General features: G+C 60.4%; 12 protein-coding genes. 5 read left to right on the forward strand and 7 right to left on the reverse strand.

Annotated features, from left to right (window positions below; all coding sequences use genetic code 11):
• Window positions 1–91 precede the first annotated feature (91 nt).
• Window positions 92–1696 (reverse strand): carboxyl transferase domain-containing protein, encoded by a 1605-nt coding sequence (locus tag AC3WN7_RS15385; protein ID WP_102674655.1) that lies wholly within the window; start codon window positions 1694–1696, stop codon window positions 92–94.
• A 97-nt stretch (window positions 1697–1793) separates the two neighbouring features.
• Window positions 1794–2957, reverse strand: coding sequence for an isovaleryl-CoA dehydrogenase (locus tag AC3WN7_RS15390; RefSeq protein WP_102674656.1), 1164 nt, complete (start codon window positions 2955–2957; stop codon window positions 1794–1796).
• A gap of 294 nt (window positions 2958–3251) precedes the next feature.
• Here AC3WN7_RS15390 and AC3WN7_RS15395 point away from each other — a divergent pair, with 294 nt between their 5' ends.
• Window positions 3252–4949, forward strand: coding sequence for an AMP-binding protein (locus tag AC3WN7_RS15395; RefSeq protein ID WP_102674657.1), 1698 nt, complete (start codon window positions 3252–3254; stop codon window positions 4947–4949).
• A 685-nt stretch (window positions 4950–5634) separates the two neighbouring features.
• Here AC3WN7_RS15395 and AC3WN7_RS15400 read toward each other — a convergent pair.
• The 3 genes from AC3WN7_RS15400 to AC3WN7_RS15410 all read right to left on the reverse strand — a co-directional run bounded on the left by AC3WN7_RS15400 (window position 5635) and on the right by AC3WN7_RS15410 (window position 8237).
• Window positions 5635–6534, reverse strand: coding sequence for a hydroxymethylglutaryl-CoA lyase (locus AC3WN7_RS15400; RefSeq protein WP_095966523.1), 900 nt, complete (start codon window positions 6532–6534; stop codon window positions 5635–5637).
• A 150-nt stretch (window positions 6535–6684) separates the two neighbouring features.
• Complete coding sequence (locus tag AC3WN7_RS15405) at window positions 6685–7086, reverse strand: MerR family transcriptional regulator (RefSeq protein WP_007980992.1); 402 nt, start codon at window positions 7084–7086, stop codon at window positions 6685–6687.
• 221 nt (window positions 7087–7307) lie between these two features.
• Window positions 7308–8237: a LysR family transcriptional regulator gene (locus AC3WN7_RS15410; protein ID WP_007970503.1), complete on the reverse strand. Its 930-nt coding sequence runs from the start codon at window positions 8235–8237 to the stop codon at window positions 7308–7310.
• 165 nt (window positions 8238–8402) lie between these two features.
• On the opposite strand from AC3WN7_RS15410, the gene AC3WN7_RS15415 reads away from it, so the two are divergent.
• Entirely contained in the window at window positions 8403–9632 is a 1230-nt protein-coding gene (locus AC3WN7_RS15415; protein ID WP_095966522.1) for an acyl-CoA dehydrogenase, read from the forward strand.
• Between the two features lie 124 nt (window positions 9633–9756).
• Here AC3WN7_RS15415 and AC3WN7_RS15420 read toward each other — a convergent pair whose 3' ends face one another.
• Together AC3WN7_RS15420 and xthA are read right to left on the reverse strand one after the other, a co-directional pair.
• Window positions 9757–11097: a substrate-binding domain-containing protein gene (locus AC3WN7_RS15420; RefSeq protein ID WP_102674658.1), complete on the reverse strand. Its 1341-nt coding sequence runs from the start codon at window positions 11095–11097 to the stop codon at window positions 9757–9759.
• A gap of 189 nt (window positions 11098–11286) precedes the next feature.
• Complete coding sequence (gene xthA, locus AC3WN7_RS15425; protein ID WP_007970500.1) at window positions 11287–12099, reverse strand: exodeoxyribonuclease III; 813 nt, start codon at window positions 12097–12099, stop codon at window positions 11287–11289.
• 305 nt (window positions 12100–12404) lie between these two features.
• Here xthA and AC3WN7_RS15430 point away from each other — a divergent pair, with 305 nt between their 5' ends.
• From AC3WN7_RS15430 to AC3WN7_RS15440, 3 genes are all read left to right on the forward strand, one after another.
• The gene (locus AC3WN7_RS15430) at window positions 12405–13055 is read left to right on the forward strand and encodes a GNAT family N-acetyltransferase (RefSeq protein WP_095966520.1); all 651 of its coding nucleotides are present in this window, start codon (window positions 12405–12407) and stop codon (window positions 13053–13055) included.
• A gap of 78 nt (window positions 13056–13133) precedes the next feature.
• A complete protein-coding gene (locus AC3WN7_RS15435) occupies window positions 13134–14861 on the forward strand; it encodes an autotransporter assembly complex protein TamA (RefSeq protein ID WP_102674660.1) in 1728 nt (575 codons plus the stop codon).
• Window positions 14858–18526: a translocation/assembly module TamB domain-containing protein gene (locus AC3WN7_RS15440; RefSeq protein ID WP_102674661.1), complete on the forward strand. Its 3669-nt coding sequence runs from the start codon at window positions 14858–14860 to the stop codon at window positions 18524–18526. Before AC3WN7_RS15435 ends, AC3WN7_RS15440 begins: the two co-directional genes overlap by 4 nt.
• Window positions 18527–18637: the final 111 nt, after the last annotated feature.

Here is an 18637-nt window from a genome sequence, read left to right on the forward strand (position 1 = left end):
CGCGATGGACTACAGGGCGGCGCGTTTTTCCAGAAAACACGCGTTATCGTTAACGTCCATCGCGAGCAAGCTCGCTCCTACAGCAAAAAAATCACATCCGGAACACGCCGAAGCGGCTCGGTTCGATTGGCGCGTTCAACGACGCGGACAAGGCCAGGGCCAGTACGTCGCGGGTCTGGGCCGGGTCGATGACACCGTCGTCCCACAGGCGCGCGCTGGAATAGTAGGGGTGACCCTGTTCTTCGTACTGGTCGAGGATCGGTTGCTTGATCTCGGCTTCCTGCTCGGCACTGAACCCATGGCCGCTGCGTTCGGCCTGTTCGCGCTTGACCTGCACCAGCACGCCGGCCGCCTGCTCGGCGCCCATCACCCCGATGCGTGCGTTTGGCCACATCCACAAGAAGCGCGGATCGTAGGCGCGACCGCACATGCCGTAGTTACCGGCACCGAAGCTGCCGCCGATGATCACCGTGAACTTCGGCACCTTGGCGCAAGCCACCGCCGTCACCAGTTTCGCGCCGTGCTTGGCAATACCGCCGGCTTCGTATTTCTGGCCGACCATGAAGCCGGTGATGTTTTGCAGGAACAACAACGGAATGCCGCGCTGGCATGCCAGTTCAATGAAGTGCGCGCCTTTCTGCGCCGCTTCGGCGAAAAGAATGCCGTTATTGGCGAGGATAGCGATCGGGTAACCGTGCAGGTAAGCAAAACCGCAGACCAGCGTTGTCCCGAACAGCGCCTTGAACTCGTCGAACACCGACCCGTCCACCAGTCGCGCAATCACTTCGCGCACGTCGAACGGCTGCTTGGCATCGGCCGGCACCACGCCGTACAACTCGTCGCTGTTGTAGAGCGGGGCGATTGGTGTGCGTTGCTGAACCTCACCTTGCTTGCGCCAGTTGAGGTTGGCCACACTGCGGCGCGCCAGTGCCAGAGCGTGTTCATCGCTCTCGGCGTAATGGTCGGCCACCCCGGAAATCTTGCAGTGCACATCGGCCCCGCCGAGGTCTTCGGCGCTGACCACTTCACCGGTCGCAGCCTTCACCAGCGGCGGACCGGCGAGGAAGATCGTCGCTTGTTCGCGGACCATGATCGCTTCGTCGGCCATCGCCGGCACGTAGGCGCCGCCAGCGGTGCAGGAGCCCATGACCACGGCAATCTGCGGAATGCCCATGGCGCTCATGTTGGCCTGGTTGAAGAAGATCCGGCCGAAGTGCTCACGGTCAGGGAACACTTCATCCTGACGCGGCAGGTTGGCGCCGCCCGAATCCACCAGGTAGATGCACGGCAGGCGGTTCTGCTGGGCAATGGTCTGGGCGCGCAGGTGTTTTTTCACGGTCAGCGGGTAATACGAGCCGCCTTTTACCGTGGCGTCGTTGGCGACGATCATGCACTCGACGCCTTCCACACGACCGATCCCGGCAATCACGCCCGCAGCGGGGACGTCTTCGCCATACACCTCATACGCCGCCAGTTGGCTGATCTCCAGAAACGGCGAACCCGGATCGAGCAAGCGGTTGATGCGCTCGCGAGGCAGCAGTTTGCCCCGCGAGGTGTGGCGTTCCTGAGCCTTCGGGCCGCCACCTTGTGCCACTTGGGCGAGCAGGGTGTGCAGCGCGTCGACCTGCTTGAGCATCGCCGCGCTGTTGGTGGCGAACTCCGCTGAACGAGGGTTGAGCTGGGTATGCAGAATCATGGCTTACTCCGTAAGCAGCTTTAAGAGGCAAGCTTCAAGCTGCAAGAGGATCGCTTCTGCTTGTCGCTTGAAGCTTGCCGCTTGCAGCTGACGAAATTCATTTCGTCTCGTTAAACAGTTCGCGACCGATCAGCATGCGACGGATCTCACTGGTGCCCGCGCCGATTTCGTACAGCTTGGCGTCACGCAACAGACGGCCGGCCGGGAATTCATTGATGTAGCCGTTGCCACCGAGAATCTGGATCGCGTCCAGAGCCATTTGCGTGGCGCGTTCGGCGCTGTAGAGGATCACGCCGGCGGCGTCCTTGCGCGTGGTTTCGCCGCGCTCGCAAGCCTGGGCCACGGCGTACAGGTAGGCGCGGCTGGCGTTGAGCTGGGTGTACATGTCGGCGACCTTGCCCTGGATCAGTTGGAATTCGCCGATGCTTTGGCCGAACTGCTTGCGGTCGTGGATGTACGGCACGATCAGGTCCATGCACGCCTGCATGATGCCGGTCGGGCCACCTGAAAGGACGACGCGCTCGTAGTCGAGGCCGCTCATCAGCACTTTCACGCCGCCGTTGAGTACGCCGAGGATGTTTTCTTCCGGCACTTCGACGTCATCGAAGAACAGCTCACAGGTGTTCGAACCGCGCATGCCGAGCTTGTCGAACTTGTTGCTGCGGCTGAAGCCTTTCCAGTCGCGCTCGACGATGAACGCGGTGATGCCGTGGGGGCCCTTTTCCAGGTCGGTCTTGGCGTAGATCACGTAGGTGTTGGCGTCCGGACCGTTGGTGATCCAGGTCTTGCTGCCGTTGAGCACGTAGTGGTCGCCACGCTTGTCCGCGCGCAGTTTCATCGAGACCACGTCGGAACCGGCATTCGGCTCACTCATGGCCAGCGCGCCGATGTGCTCGCCGCTGATCAGCTTCGGCAGGTATTTGGATTTCTGTTCGTGGTTGCCGTTGCGGTTGATCTGGTTGACGCAGAGGTTGGAGTGGGCGCCATAGGACAGGGCCACCGAGGCCGAGCCGCGGCTGATTTCTTCCATGGCGACCACGTGAGCCAGGTAACCCAGGCCAGCGCCGCCGTACTCTTCCGGCACGGTAATGCCCAGCAGGCCCATGTCGCCGAATTTGCGCCACAGGTCGGCGGGGAACAGGTTGTCGATGTCGATCTGAGCGGCGCGCGGGGCGATCTCCTTGGCGACGAAGGACTGGACCTGATCGCGCAGCATGTCGATGGTTTCACCGAGGGCAAAGTTCAGGGATGGATAGCTCATGGGTCACCTTTTGGCTTTTTTGTGGGGCGGGGGAGGGCCGTGATTGGGTTCTCACCTTTACGTTAACGTAAGCCTGTGACGAATGGCTGTCAATCACCCTTTACGTTAACGTCAACTTGAGCGAGAGTAGAGGCAGTTCAAGATAGAACGCGGACCCATCCTGTGGGAGCGGGCTTGCTCGCGAAGGCGTCCTGTCAGTCGACATTCATGTTGTCTGATACACCGCTTTCGCGAGCAAGCCCGCTCCCACAAGGGACCGCCGGTAGCCCATAAATAAAGACAATAGGGGTCGTCATGGATCAACCCAGTGCAAGCCCGCAACGCAGTTACACCCGTGGTTCCCAGGACAAAGCCTTGCTGGCGATGACCATCGGCCAGGCGTTCGACAACACGGTCGCGCAGTACCCGGACGGGGAGGCGCTGGTGGTGCGCCATCAACAGCTGCGTTACACCTGGCGGCAACTGGCCGAGGCTGCGGACCTGCACGCCAGGGCGCTGCTGGCGCTGGGGCTGCAAGCCGGGGACCGCCTTGGTATCTGGGCGCCGAACTGTGCGCAGTGGTGCATCAGCCAGGTTGCCACCGCGAAAATCGGCGTGATCCTGGTCAATATCAATCCGGCGTATCGCAGTTCCGAACTCGAATACGTACTCAAGCAGTCCGGCTGCCAATGGCTGGTGTGTGCCGGCGCCTTCAAGACCTCGAACTATCACGCGATGCTGCAGGGCCTGGTGCCCGAGCTGGCCGAGCAATCCATCGGCAAACTGCAGAGCGAGCGGTTGCCGCAGTTGCGTGGCGTAATCAGCCTGGATGCCCAGCCGCCGTCGGGGTTCCTGCCCTGGTCGCAACTGGCCGGTCTGGCGGACAGCGTGACGGTCGAGCAACTGCATGAGCGCCAGAACAGCCTGCATTTCGATCAGCCGGTGAATATCCAGTACACCTCTGGCACTACCGGTTTCCCCAAGGGCGCGACCCTCAGTCACTACAACATTCTCAACAACGGTTACATGGTCGGTGAAAGCCTGGGCCTGACGGCGGCCGATCGCCTGGTGATCCCGGTGCCCTTGTATCACTGCTTCGGCATGGTCATGGGCAATCTCGGCTGCATCACCCATGGCAGCACGATGATTTATCCGAACGACGCGTTCGATCCGTTGCTGACCCTCAGCACTGTGGCTGACGAAAAAGCCACGGCGCTGTACGGCGTGCCGACTATGTTCATCGCCATGCTCGATCAACCTCAACGTGCCGAATTCGATCTGTCGAGCCTGCGCACCGGGATCATGGCAGGCGCAACCTGTCCTATTGAAGTGATGCGTCGGGTCATCAGCGAAATGCATATGAGCGAAGTGCAGATTGCCTACGGCATGACGGAAACCAGTCCGGTGTCATTGCAGACCGGTCCTTCAGACGACCTGGAACTGCGCGTGACCACCGTCGGCCGCACCCAGCCGCAACTTGAAAGCAAGATCATCGACGAAGCCGGCAACCTGGTACCGCGGGGCACCATCGGTGAGCTGTGCACTCGCGGTTACAGCGTGATGCTGGGTTACTGGAACAACCCCGAAGGCACCGCAGAAGCCATCGATCAGGCAGGCTGGATGCACACCGGTGATCTGGCGAGCATGAACGATGAGGGGTACGTGTGTATTGCCGGGCGCAACAAGGACATGATCATCCGTGGCGGTGAGAATATTTACCCGCGGGAGCTGGAAGAGTTTTTCTTCACGCATCCGGCCGTTGCGGATGTTCAGGTAATCGGCATTCCATGCTCGCGCTACGGCGAAGAGATCGTTGCCTGGATCAAGTTCCACCCCGGCCACAGCGCTACCGAACAAGAGCTGCAAGCCTGGTGCAAGGAGCGCATCGCGCACTTCAAGACGCCGCGTTACTTCAAGTTCGTGGAAGAGTTTCCAATGACCGTGACCGGCAAGATCCAGAAATTCCGGATGCGCGAGATCAGTATCGAGGAGTTGCGCATCAACAAAGGCTGAACACAACCTAATGTGGGAGCGGGCTTGCTCGCGAAGGCGTCGGATCAGTCGATACATGTATTGACTGAAGCACCGTCTTCGCGAGCAAGCCCGCTCCCACAGTTTTGATCGAGGAAAACCTGAATGCCAGACAGCACAAAGGGGAGCCGAAGCTCCCCTTTAATTTGTCGTTGCGCGTGCTCTTTTTTTATTATTGAGGGTCGGTCTGTTGTTGTTTTTGGCAACCGTTGCCCTTTACCGCTGTTTTTGGCGATCCCCATCCGGGATCAAGAGCAAACGTATTTTTTTGAGCGCTGATCTGCTTTTTCGCTGAGCGATCCAACCAGTACGGGAGCTACCTGAAGGTAGTTTTATTATTCTCTGTCTGGTCGCGGGTCACTTCGAAAAGCACCCTGAAAAGCACATCTTCTCCAAAAAAATCTGTTAGCTGCGTCTCTGCCGTGTTGTTTTTATTATGTCAGAGTCGTTACGTCTTGTTTTTATTAGGGTTGCCGCAATTTTTTTATTCTTGTTATGCGATAGATATAGCAGGAGCCGTGCCAACTTTTTAAAGTCCTTTAAAATCAACGTTTTACGGTTTTGCAGGGTTTTTCGACTCAGGCAAAACCCTACATTTTGTTTCCGTGTTACTCGCTTGTGCCCACGTTTGAGTCTGCGCGGTAACACCCGGACACACTCAACCCACTCACTGTGCGCTGCGAGCCCTGGCCACGCGGGAACCGGTCGGGCGACCCAATACGCTGCAAATCTGTTGACCGGCGAGCATCAGGGCATCGAGGTCGATTCCGGTGGCGATACCCAGGCCGTTCAGCAGGTAAACCACGTCTTCGGTCGCGACGTTACCGCTGGCGCCCTTGGCATAGGGGCAGCCGCCGAGACCGGCGATGGAGCTGTCGAACACCGAGATACCTTCCAGCAGGCTGGCGTAAATGTTGGCCACGGCCTGGCCGTAGGTGTCGTGGAAGTGCCCGGCGAGTTTTTCACGGGGTACATCCTTTGCTACCACTTCGAACATTTTCCGCGTCGCGCCAGCGGTGCCGGTGCCGATGGTGTCCCCCAGCGAGACCTCGTAGCAGCCCATGGCATAGAGCTCGCGAGCGACCAAAGCGACTTGCTCCGGGGGAATGTGACCTTCATAGGGGCAGCCCAGCACGCAGGACACGTACCCGCGCACGGTCACTCCCTGTTGTCTGGCGGCCTCCATGATCGGCGCGAAACGCTCCAGGCTTTCGCTGATCGAGCAATTGATATTGCGCTGGGAAAACGCTTCGGACGCCGCGGCGAACACGGCCACTTCCTTGACCCCGGCGGCGAGGGCATCTTCAAAACCGCGCAGGTTGGGAGCAAGTGCGCCATAGACCACACCCGGTTTGCGCTGGATCTGCGCGAAAACCTCGGCGGAGCCGGCCATCTGCGGCACCCACTTGGGCGACACGAAACTGCCGACTTCTATATAGCCGAGCCCGGCTGCGGTCAGTGCATCGACCAGTTGCACCTTGTCGGCAACACTGATGGGTTGGGCTTCGTTTTGCAGGCCGTCGCGCGGGCCGACTTCGACAATGCGTACGTGGGAGGGGAGGGACATGGGCTTCGACCTGTGCTGATTGTTCGGAGAAACCTGTAGGAGCGAGCTTGCTCGCGATGGGTTCTCAGGCACCGCGTTTATCCAGCAAACACGCGTTATCGTTAACGACCATCGCGAGCAAGCTCGCTCCTACAGGGGGGCGGTGTGGATTTATTGAATCGATTCCTGGCTTTTGAGGGTCTGCTCCAGCGCCTGTACGCAGCGCTCTTCGGCAGTATCGAGCTCCAGTTTCATCTGTTCGATGTCCAGCAACTGTTGTTCAAGCTGCTCACGGCGCTCGCTGATTTTCGCCAGCATGCTGTGCAACTGTTTGGTGTTACCGCTGGACGGATCGTAAAGCTCGATCAGCTCGCGGCATTCAGCCAGCGAGAAACCGATGCGTTTGCCCCGCAGGATCAGCTTCAGGCTGACTTTGTCCCGGGGCGAGTAAATGCGTTCCTGACCACGGCGCTCGGGGCTGAGCAGGCCTTGCTCCTCATAAAAGCGAATGGCGCGGGTGGTGATGTCGAGCTCGCGGGCGAGGTCGGAAATGCTGTAGGTCTGGCTGCTCATGGAAGCGCTCGCAAAAGGTCATGGCGCTAAGCTAATGGCAGGTTGACGTTTACGTCAAGGGGCGTGAATTTTCAGTGTTCTTGCTGGCCCCTTCGTCGGAACGCCGCCCGGAGCAAGCCCGCTCCCACAGGGATCTGTGCAGGGCACCAGTATTGTGTCCACTGAAGATCCAATGTGGGAGCGGGCTTGCTCGCGAAGAACGATAACGCGGTGTGACGCCTTTACACCTTCTCGAGCTTCTTCTCCTGCGCCGTCACCTGCTGGCACAGCTCGATCATTTGCTCGCGCATCCAGCGGTTCGCCGGGTCCTGGTCAGTGCTTTCGTGCCAGTAAAGGTGGGTTTCCACCGGCGGCACATCGTTGACCGGCAGATAAAAGGCGTGCAGGTCGTTACGGCGGGCGAAGCGTTCCGGCACGGTCATGACCATGTCCGTCTGCTGCAACACCTGCGAGGCCATCAGGTAATGCTGGGAACGCAGGGCGATCTTGCGCTGGATGCCCATCTTGCCCAGCGCCAGGTCGACATAGCCGAGGCCGCTGCGGCGGCTGGAAATATGGATGTGGGTCAGGCTCAGGTAATCATCCAGCGTGAGTTTTTCCTTGCCCGCCAGCGGATGCCCCTTGCGCATGGCGCACACGTAGCGGTCTTCCATCAACTTGACGTGACGCACTTGCGGGTCGGTGTTGAGCGGCGCATCGACCGCAAAGTCCAGGCGGCCGGCCGCCAGTTCCTTGGTGGTCTCGCGGCGTTTGGACAGAAAACTCTCGATGATCACCGTCGGCGCCAGGCGGCGCAGGCGCTGGAACAACGGCGGCAGGATCACCGCTTCGGTGAGGTCGGTCATGCTGATGCGATAGGTCTTGACCGCTTGCTGCGGGTTGAAAATGCGGCTTTCCTGCACCGACACGCGTAGCAGTGAGAGCGCATTGCGCACCGGGCCGATGATGTTCTGCGCCATGGGCGTCGGCACCATGCCCTGGGCCGTGCGTACGAACAGCGGGTCGTTGAAGGTCTCGCGCAGGCGGGCCAGAGCGTTCGACACCGCCGGTTGGGTGATGCCGACAATCTGCCCGGCGCGGGTCAGGTTGGCTTCGGTGTAGATCGCGTCGAAGACGATGAAAAGGTTGAGATCGACCTTGCTCAGATTCATTACGCGGCTCTCTTATTGTGTGGGCGGGCTGACCTTGACGATCAGCCGATCATATATCGGTGATGAATGTTTATACACGCCGAGAATAGGCTAGGTAAATTTTCATGGCTGTTCTAGCATCGATTGCATGATCTAAACAACCTCCCCCAAGAAGGTATCTCGCTCATGGATTTCGCTTATTCGCCCAAGGTTCAGGAACTGCGTGAGCGCGTAACAGCGTTCATGGACACCTACGTTTATCCCGCCGAAGCCGTGTTCGAGCGCCAGGTCGCCGAGGGCGACCGCTGGCAGCCGACCGCGATCATGGAAGAACTCAAACTCAAGGCCAAGGCTGAAGGGTTGTGGAATTTGTTTCTGCCTGAGTCTGAGCTCGGTGCCGGCCTGACCAACCTTGAATACGCGCCGCTGGCGGAAATCATGGGGCGCTCGCTGCTGGGGCCAGAGCCGTTCAACTGCTCGGCACCGGACACCGGCAACATGGAAGTGCTGGTGCGTTATGCCAACGAAGAACAGAAGCAACGCTGGCTCGAACCCTTGCTGCGCGGCGAGATCCGCTCGGCATTCGCGATGACCGAACCGGACGTGGCGTCCTCCGACGCCACCAACATGGCCGCCCGTGCGGTGCGCGATGGTGATGAGTGGGTGATCAACGGCAAGAAATGGTGGACCTCGGGTGCTTGCGACCCACGCTGCAAAATCCTGATTTTCATGGGGCTGAGCAATCCGGACGCGCCACGCCACGCCCAGCACTCGATGATTCTGGTGCCGGTCGATACCCCCGGCGTGAAGATTGTGCGTCCGCTGCCGGTGTTCGGTTACGACGATGCGCCTCATGGTCACGCCGAAGTGCTGTTTGAAAACGTCCGGGTGCCGTACGAAAACGTCCTGCTGGGCGAAGGACGCGGTTTCGAAATCGCTCAAGGTCGCCTTGGTCCGGGCCGGATTCACCACTGCATGCGTTCGATCGGTATGGCCGAGCGTGCGCTGGAACTGATGTGCAAGCGCTCGGTGAGCCGTACGGCATTCGGCAAGCCCCTGGCGCGGCTGGGCGGTAACGTCGACAAGATCGCCGATTCGCGGATGGAAATCGACATGGCACGCCTGCTGACACTCAAGGCGGCGTACATGATGGACACCGTTGGCAACAAAGTGGCCCGCAGCGAGATCGCACAGATCAAGGTCGTCGCGCCAAACGTTGCGCTGCGGGTGATCGACCGGGCGATCCAGATCCATGGCGGGGCAGGGGTTTCCAACGATTTCCCGCTGGCCTACATGTACGCGATGCAGCGCACCCTGCGCCTGGCCGACGGCCCGGACGAAGTGCACCGTGCGGCGATCGGCAAGTTCGAGATCGGCAAGTATGTGCCGAAAGAGATGATGCGTAGCGGGCAGTAATACCGCGGCGCCTGCCTTCGCGAGCAAGCCCGCTCCCACATTGGATCTCTACATGGCGCAGATTCAGTGTGGGAGCGGGCTTGCTCGCGAAGGCGTCATTCCATTCAATACAGCAACATCAGATTCAATACACCCAAACCTCAACCCGCCGATTCTTGATCCTTCCCTCATCGGCGCTATTGGCCGCCACCGGCATCTGCGCTCCAAACCCGCGAATCTCGCGAAACACCACACCGCTTTTCACCAACTCCCGCCTTACCGCCATGGCCCGCAGCTTCGACAACAGATCGGCGCGCGCCGGGTCGCTCTTGGCATCGCCAAAGCCCACCAGTGTTACCTGGCCATTGGTTTTGTCGTGCTGCTTTATATAGTCGAGCACCCGGGACAAGTCTTGTTGCGCCTTGTTGTCCAGCGTTGCGCTGCCTTCTTCGAAACGAAAGTTGACCGACAAACGCTGTGCGTGACGGCTCAGAGCCTGATAACCCTCCGGCATCAACGCATTGGGTGTCACGGTCATGGCCTGGACGGTTTGGGCGATGAAACCGTTGGCGGCGACAATCGCTTGTCCCTTGTTGCTTTGGGCAAACGCCGCCAGTGCATCGGCCCAAGGGTTCTTTGTGCTCGGTGGCAGATAAAAAAACAGTCGGCGGGACAGCGGATAGTCTTCCGTGGCAATCAGGTTGTTCAGTGGCGGCATGGCTTGTGATTGCCCATCGACAATCGCCACGGCTTTGGCCCGACGTACGTAGGGCAGGCCGATAAAACCAATGCCTTGTGGGTCTGCACTCACGGCGTCGGACAGTTGTTCACTGGATTCGAAGCGTTTCGCCGTGCTGCTGAAACTTTTCCCGCGATCACTCAGGACCAGTTCCTTGAAGGTGTCGTAGGTACCGGACTGATCATCCCGCGCATACAGATGAATCGGCCCGCCGCGGCCGCCGATGTCTTCCCAGGTTTTGACTTCGCCACTGAAAATGCGCGCCAGTTGCTCGGTGCCGAGTTGAGTCAGCGGATTGTCCGGGTGAAGGATGATCGCCAGGCCATCGATGGCGATGACTTGTTCGGCACCAGGGCTTTTCAGATCGCCCAGGGATGCAAGGCTCACCCGTTCGCTGTCCTTGATCGGGCGCGATGAGGCGGCGAGGTCGGCATTGGCGGCTTTCAGGGCGGCAAAACCGGTGCTCGAACCGTGGGCTGCGACCTCAACGACAACCCGGCTGCCCTGATCGGTTTCACCCACGATGCGCAGTTCGTTGGCGGTAGCCAGGGTTTCGCGGTGAATCCTGCGCAGGCCCTGTTCGCCCAGCAGGCCTTCGACCAGCGCCGGCCCCAGGGCCGCGCCGATGGTGTTGGAGCCCTGAATGCGCAGCACCGGGCCTTGTCCGGCTGTCGGCAAATTGCCGGCAGCCGCCAGGTGTGGCAAGCCGAGGCACAGCATCAACAGGAACAATACGCGCAGCATCATGCCGGCACCTTATATAGCCAAGGGAGGTGTCGGGAGATTAAGTCAGTAAGGTTTCCGAAAAATGACACTTTTCCAATGTGGGAGCGGGCTTGCTCGCGAAGAGGGCGTATCAGTCGACATCATTGTTGAATGACACACCGCTTTCGCGAGCAAGCCCGCTCCCACATTGGTGTTGCGTACGTCTCGGGATCAGCTCAACTCAAGCCAGATCGGCGCATGGTCCGAAGGTTTTTCCATGCCGCGCAGCTCGTAGTCCACACCGGCGGCCTTCACACGCGGCAGCAAGCCGTGGGAGGCGAGGATCAGATCGATGCGCAGGCCTCGCTTGGGTTCGTCTTCGAAGCCACGGCTGCGGTAGTCGAACCAGCTGAAGGTGTCGGTCACGTCCGGGTTCAGGTGACGGAAACTGTCGACCAGGCCCCAGTTCTTCAGGCGGGCCATCCACTCGCGCTCTTCCGGCAGGAAGCTGCATTTGCCGGTTTTCAGCCAGCGCTTCATGTTGTCCGGGCCGATGCCGATGTCGCAGTCTTCCGGGGAAATGTTCACATCGCCCATCACCACCAGCGGCTGGTCGTTCTTGAACTGGCTTTCCAGCAATTGCTGCAAGTCGCCGTAGAAGCGTTCCTTGGCCGGGAATTTGGTCGGGTGGTCGCGGCTTTCTCCCTGTGGGAAATAACCGTTCATGATGGTGACCGGTACACCGTTGGCGTCGGCGAAGGTGCCCCAGATGAATCGCCGCTGGGCATCTTCTTCGTCGGTGGCGAAACCTTTATGCAGGGCCAGGGGTTCCTGGCGCGAGAGCAGGGCGACGCCGTAATGGCCTTTTTGCCCGTGGAAATACACGTGGTAGCCCAGCGCCTGCACCTCGGCCAGCGGGAACTGCTCATCGTGGACTTTGGTTTCCTGCAGGCCGATCACATCGGGCTGGTGCTTTTCGATCAGCGCCGCCAGCTGATGGGGACGGGCGCGCAGCCCGTTGATGTTGAAGGAGACGATCTTCATGGTCGGCAGTCCTGGCAAAAGGGCGATGCTAGCTGACATGGGGGAATCGGGCCAGTGTGGGGTGAGGGGATTGAGTTTTTCCAGTCAGCCTTGTGTGGGCAGTGATGGCCTCTTCGCGAGCAAGCCCGCTCCCACAGGTTATGTGCCTGACTCTGCTTTTGTGGGAGCGGGCTTGCTCGCGAAGGCTATTTCATTGCCTACACTGATTGCGGATCTTTAAGGAACTGTGTCAGCACCGATCAGCTCGTAACAACAGTAACAACAGGAGCGCAGCCATCCGAGCTGTGCCGGGGAGATCAACCGTCATGCCCGAAACCTCGACCGCCATCGCCGATATTCACATGCTCGACAGCGGCTACGCCCGTGAAGCCCGTTCGCTGCTGTACCAGGCTTATCGACACGAACCGACCTTCGGCTATCTGTTCGAAGCTGAACGCCCCGGTTACGAACAGCGGGTTCGCGCCACGGTGCGCGAACTGGTGACCCAGCATTTTCTTCAGGACCTGCCGGCCATCGGTCTGCTGGTCAACGACCGCCTGATCGGCATCGCCCTGATTGCGCCGCCGCAACGTCGCCTTGGGGTCACCGAAAGTTGGGCGTGGCGCCTGCGCATGGTGCTCAGCACGGGATTTCGCTGCACCCGTCGCTACCTCGAGTATCACGCTGCCGTGGAGGCCTGCGTGCCGAACGACTCGGTGCACGTCTTGCCGTTGCTGGGGGTTCACCCGCAGTTCCAGGGCCAGCATTTCGGCGAACAGCTGTTGCAAGCCGTGCACAACTGGTGCGCGGTGGATGAACACTCACAGGGCGTGATCCTCGACACCGGGAACCCTCGCTATCTGGAGTTCTATAAACGTCAGGGCTATGAGGAAATCGGTGAAGTTGCGGTTGGGCCGGTTCGCGAACACGTGTTTTTTCACCCCAATCCCCAGGTGTTACAAACAGCAACGGCTTAGACCACGAACTTTCCGGGCATGTCAGGCTCTATCACGCTTCCGTGTTCATGAACCATGCTCGTGATAGCATCCGCGCCTATGAAGTTTCCAGGAAGATTTACCAGTGGCGTGCTTATGCTGTTATCCAGCTGCACGGCGCTGGCGCAAAGTGAATTGGATGTGCGGATCAAACCGTCCAACGATGAACTGAAGGCCAATATAGAGGGCTATATCGGCAGCCTCGGCGATCGTGACGAAGAAGCCTTGCAGCGCTTCAGTCGTGGCGCCGAGGAGCAGGCGCGCAAGGCCGCCCAGGCCTTGGGTTATTACCAGCCGCACATCGACAGCGAAGTGAAGGGTGGCGAAAAGCCACGCCTGGTGTTGAAGGTCGACCCCGGCGAGCCGGTGCACTTGCGCAATGTCACGGTGCGAGTCGAAGGACCCGCGGCGTCCCTCAAATCCTTTCGAATCCCCAAAAGCGACGCGCTCAAGCCCGGTGCCGTGCTCAACCATGGGCATTACGAGGACGCCAAGCGCCTGATCCAGAACCAGGCTTCGCGTTATGGCTTTTTCAGCGGCCGTTTCACCCGTTCGACACTGTCGGTCGACCCCCGGGCCGGCGTTGCCGATATCGACCTTATCTATGAAAGCGGTCCACGCTATTCCTTGGGCAAGGTCAGTTTCGAGGGCGATACGCCGTTCGATGACGAACTGCTGCAGCGCATGGTGCCCTTCAAGGCCGGTACACCTTACGACTCGGAGCTGATTGCCGAACTCAATCAGAACCTGCAATCGAGTGGCTACTTCGAAGGCGTGCGCGTGGACGCAGCACCCGCGGCGTCAAAAGAGAATGCGATCCCGGTAGACGTCAAACTCGAAACCCGCAAGCCACGGACCATGGGCCTGGGCCTGGGTTTCTCCACCGACGTCGGCCCACGGGCCAAGGCCAACTGGACCCGGCACTGGGTCAACCCACAAGGGCACAGTTATGGCTGGGAAACCGAAGTCTCGGCACCCCGGCAAAACGTCGGGCTGTTCTACGACATTCCGCTGGACCCGCCACTGACCGACAAACTGCGTTTTGCCGGTGGCTACCAGAATGAAGAAATCGCCGATAAGGAAAGCCACAGCAAGCTGCTGACCCTCGGCCCCGAGTGGCACAGCAAACTGCCCAGCGGCTGGCAACGGGTGGTGTCGCTGAAGTGGCAGCACGAGGATTATCAACTGGGCGATGACTCGGGACTCAGTACCTTGCTGATGCCCGGTGTGAGCTATTCATACCTCAAAAGCGACAACCGCATCGATCCGCACAACGGCTATCGCCTGCAATTCGAATCCAAGGTGGCCAAGGAAGGTCTGGGTTCCGACAGCAACCTGCTCTATGGCACGGCATTGGTCAAAGGCCTGACTACGGTGTTCGATAAACACCGCTTCCTCGGACGGGTGCAGGTCGGCGGCAGTGCCACCAACGGCTTCAAATCGGTACCGCCATCGTTGCGCTTCTTCGCCGGTGGCGATCAGAGCGTGCGCGGCTACGACTATCAGAGCCTGTCGCCGGAAAACTCCGACGGCGATCGCATCGGTGGCCGCTACATGGTGGCCGCCAGCGCGGAGTATCAGTATTCGGTCGCCGAAAAATGGCGGATAGCGACCTTTGTCGACCAGGGCAACGCCTTCAACACCCTCGAACTGCCGAGCCTCAAGACCGGGGTCGGTATCGGCGTGCGCTGGGTATCGCCGGTGGGGCCGATCCGCCTCGACCTGGCCCATGCACTGGACGACGATGGTGGCATTCGACTGCACTTTTCCATGGGGCCTGAGCTGTGAAGCGTGGTTTGAAAGTAACGCTGCTGGCGATAGCCGCACTGTTGATGCTGGTTGTCCTGACGCTGGCCACTGTGCTGGGCACGGCGACGGGCAGCCGTTGGGCGTTGGGCTTCGTGCCGGGATTGACCCTGGACAACTTCCAGGGCCGGTTGGGCGGGCAGTGGAGTGCTGACCGTGTGTTGTGGCAGCAGGACACCAGCCGGATTGAACTGAACCAGATGATTTTCGCCTGGTCGCCGTTGTGCCTGACCCGCATGACCTTGTGCATCGAGCAATTGCAGGCCGACCAGGTCAGCCTGACGTTCCCGCCGGGTTCCGAAGAGCCGGACAGCGGCCCGATTACCCTGCCGGAACTGAAGTTGCCGCTGGCCATCGAGTTGGGAGATGTCAAGGTCGGCAGCCTGCTGTTCAACGGCAGTGAAGAGCTCAAGGGTTTGCAGCTGGCAGCACACTGGACCCCTGAGGGCATGCAGATCGATTCCGTGCATTTGCAGCGCGATGACCTCAACCTGAACCTGTCCGGCTCGCTGCAACCGATCGGCAATTGGCCGCTTCACGCGCAAGGCAAGTTGACCCTGTCGACCCCCGCGCCGTGGGAGCTGGCGCTCAAGATTGATGGCGACCTGCTGAAAACCCTCAATCTCAGAGCCGACAGCAGCGGTTACCTCAACGGGCAACTGACCGGCGAACTGCAACCGCTGGTGGACAACCTGCCGGCCAAGGTGCGGATCACCGCCGATGGCTTCAAACCCGGTGCCGATCTGCCGGACACCCTGCAACTCAATCAGCTTGAACTCAGCGGTGCCGGCGACTTGAAGAACGGCTACGCGCTGCTCGGCAAGGCCACGCTGCCCGCCGAGCAAGGGCCGGTCGCCCTGGCGCTGCAAGGCAAGGTCGACGCCAACGGCGCGCAGATCGCCGCGCTCGACCTGACCGCCAACGACCAGCAAAGCCTCAAGCTCACAGGGCTTGTGGATTGGAGCAAAGGCCTGAGCGCCGAAGCGAAAATCGACTGGCTGGACTTCCCCTGGCACCGTCTCTATCCATTGATCGACGAACCGGAGGTGGTGTTGCACCGCTTCACCGGTGAGGTGTCCTACACCGACGGCAAATACCTCGGTCATTTTGAAGCCGCGGCGGATGGTCCGGCCGGTGCCTTCACCCTGGCCAGTCCGTTCGCGGGCGACCTGACGAAAATCTACCTGCAACAGATTCAACTCCAGGCCGGGCAGGGCAAGGCTGAAGGGCACCTGAACCTGCAGTTCGCCGACGGCATTGCCTGGGACACCGCGCTGGATCTGTCGGCGATCAACCCGGCGTACTGGGTCGCGGAGCTGCCGGGCACGCTGGCGGGGCCGTTGCGCAGCACGGGCGAACTGAAAAACGAAGTGCTCAGCCTCAATGCCGACCTGGACCTCAAGGGCAAACTGCGCGGCCAGCCAGCGGTGATCCAGGCCAAGGCCGATGGCCGTGGTGAGCAATGGAATCTCAATGCCCTGCAGGTTCGCCTGGGCGAGAACAGCATCAGCGGCAAGGGCAGCCTGCAACAGAAACTCGCCGGGCAGATCGATCTCAAGCTGCCGCGCCTGGCCCAGCTCTGGCCAGAGCTGCGCGGCCAACTCAATGGCCGCGTGGATGTCGCCGGCACACTCAAGGCGCCCCAGGGCAAGCTTGACTTGCAAGGCTCGCAATTGGTTTTCCAGGACAATCGCCTGCAAAGCCTGAACCTGGACGCCACGCTGGACAATGCGCAACGGGCGAAAGTCGATCTCAAGGGCAGCGGCATCCAGGCCGGTGACACCTCGCTGGGAACCCTGACCGCCAGCGGCCAGGGCGATATCAAGAACCAGAAGCTGAGCCTCGATCTGCAAGGGCCGAAACTGAAACTGGCGCTGGGTCTGGACGGTGCGCTGGATAAAGGCAATTGGCGTGGACGCCTGGCCAGCGGTGATATCCAGGCCGGTGGCCAGGACTGGAAGCTGCAAGGGCCGGCGAAACTCGAACGCCTGGCGGACGGCAAAATCAACTTCGGTGCCCATTGCTGGGCATCCGGCCAGGCCAGCCTGTGCGGGGAAGACTCGCGCCTGATGCCAGAGCCGAAGCTGCGTTATCACCTCAAGCAGTTCCCGATCGACAGCCTCGCACAGTGGTTGCCGAAGGATTTCGCCTGGCAGGGGCGGCTCAATGCCGACCTGCAACTGGATCTGCCGGCCAGTGGCCCCAACGGCCAGGTCAGTGTCGATGCTGGTGGCGGCACGTTGCGCATCAAGGACAAGGACCAGTGGCTGGACTTCCCGTACCAGACCCTGAAACTCACCAGCAAACTCACGCCCAAACGTATCGACACCGAACTCAATTTCGTCGGCGGCAAGCTCGGCGAATTGATGGTGCAGGCGCAGCTCAATCCGTTGCCGAAGAACAAACCGTTGAACGGCTCGTTCCGCTTGAGCGGGCTGGACCTGTCGGTGGCGCGACCGTTCGTGCCGATGGTCGAGAAGCTGACCGGGCGCCTGAATGGCAGCGGCACGATTTCCGGCGGACTTTTGGCGCCGCAGGTCAATGGCAGTCTGCAACTCAGTGACGGCGTGGTGGCCGGGCCTGAATTGCCGATGGAGTTGCAAAACCTGCACGTTCAGGCGCTCATCGCCGGTGAAAGCGTGCAGCTGAACGGTGGCTGGAACAGCGGCAAGGCCGGGCAGGGCAGCTTGAACGGCAACATCGCCTGGGGTCAGGCGCTGGTGGTGGATCTGGTGCTCAAGGGCACGCAATTGCCGGTCACCGTCGAGCCTTACGCCAAGCTTGAAGTCGCACCGGACCTGAAAATCTCGATGAAGGGCGATGAGTTGGCCATCGCCGGTAAAGTGCTGGTGCCCAGGGGCGAAATCACCATTCGTGAATTGCCGCCGTCGACGGTCAAGGTCTCCGATGACACGGTGATCGTCGGTCAGCAGACCGAGGAGGGCAAGCCGCCGCTGGCGATGAAGATGGACATCGAAGTGCTGGTCGGCGAGGACAAGCTGAGCTTTGCCGGGTTTGGCCTGACGGCGAATGTGCAGGGGCATGTGCACATCGGCGACAACATGGACACCCGTGGCGAGCTGTGGCTCAACGACGGGCGTTACCGCGCCTATGGCCAGCGGCTGTTGGTGCGCCGGGCACGTTTGCTGTTTGCCGGGCCCATCGATCAGCCGTACCTGGACATCGAAGCCATTCGCAAGACCGACGACATCATCGCCGGCATTCGTTTGAGTGGCAGCGCCGAACAACCGACCACGCAAATCTTTTCGGAACCGGCGATGAGCCAGGAGCAGGCCCTGTCCTATCTGGTGCTCGGGCGTCCACTGAGCAGCAATGGCGAAGACAACAACATGCTCGCCCAGGCGGCCCTCGGGTTGGGCTTGATGGGCAGTTCCGGTGTGACCAGCGGCATCGCCAAGAACCTGGGCATCCAGGACTTCCAGCTCGACACCCAGGGCAGTGGCGACGCCACCAGTGTGGTGGCCAGCGGTAATATTTCCGAGAAACTCAGCCTGCGCTATGGCGTCGGCGTGTTCGAACCGGCCAACACCATTGCCCTGCGCTACAAGCTGAGCAAAAGGGTCTACCTCGAGGCCGCCGGCGGCGTGGCCAGTTCGCTGGACATCTTCTACAAGCGGGATTTCTAAGCCCGCATTTCCTACAAAAGACCGAGTCACCCCATTCGCGAGCAAGCCCGCTCCCACAGGGACTTGTGCATGGCTTACTTTTTGTTGAGCTCAATGGCCGCCTGAACCAAC

Source organism: Pseudomonas sp. FW305-70 (genome assembly GCF_058783925.1).

Bases quoted from the DNA above. Each gene is read 5' to 3' on its own strand.
- AC3WN7_RS15405 (WP_007980992.1), bottom strand. From the start codon at position 7,086: ATGAGCAGCCAGACCTACAGCATTTCCGACCTCGCCCGCGAGCTCGAC.
- AC3WN7_RS15420 (WP_102674658.1), bottom strand. From the start codon at position 11,097: ATGATGCTGCGCGTATTGTTCCTGTTGATGCTGTGCCTCGGCTTGCCA.
- AC3WN7_RS15410 (WP_007970503.1), bottom strand. From the start codon at position 8,237: ATGAATCTGAGCAAGGTCGATCTCAACCTTTTCATCGTCTTCGACGCG.
- AC3WN7_RS15385 (WP_102674655.1), bottom strand. From the start codon at position 1,696: ATGATTCTGCATACCCAGCTCAACCCTCGTTCAGCGGAGTTCGCCACC.
- AC3WN7_RS15435 (WP_102674660.1), top strand. From the start codon at position 13,134: ATGAAGTTTCCAGGAAGATTTACCAGTGGCGTGCTTATGCTGTTATCC.
- AC3WN7_RS15415 (WP_095966522.1), top strand. From the start codon at position 8,403: ATGGATTTCGCTTATTCGCCCAAGGTTCAGGAACTGCGTGAGCGCGTA.
- AC3WN7_RS15390 (WP_102674656.1), bottom strand. From the start codon at position 2,957: ATGAGCTATCCATCCCTGAACTTTGCCCTCGGTGAAACCATCGACATG.
- AC3WN7_RS15430 (WP_095966520.1), top strand. From the start codon at position 12,405: ATGCCCGAAACCTCGACCGCCATCGCCGATATTCACATGCTCGACAGC.
- AC3WN7_RS15400 (WP_095966523.1), bottom strand. From the start codon at position 6,534: ATGTCCCTCCCCTCCCACGTACGCATTGTCGAAGTCGGCCCGCGCGAC.
- AC3WN7_RS15395 (WP_102674657.1), top strand. From the start codon at position 3,252: ATGGATCAACCCAGTGCAAGCCCGCAACGCAGTTACACCCGTGGTTCC.
- xthA (WP_007970500.1), bottom strand. From the start codon at position 12,099: ATGAAGATCGTCTCCTTCAACATCAACGGGCTGCGCGCCCGTCCCCAT.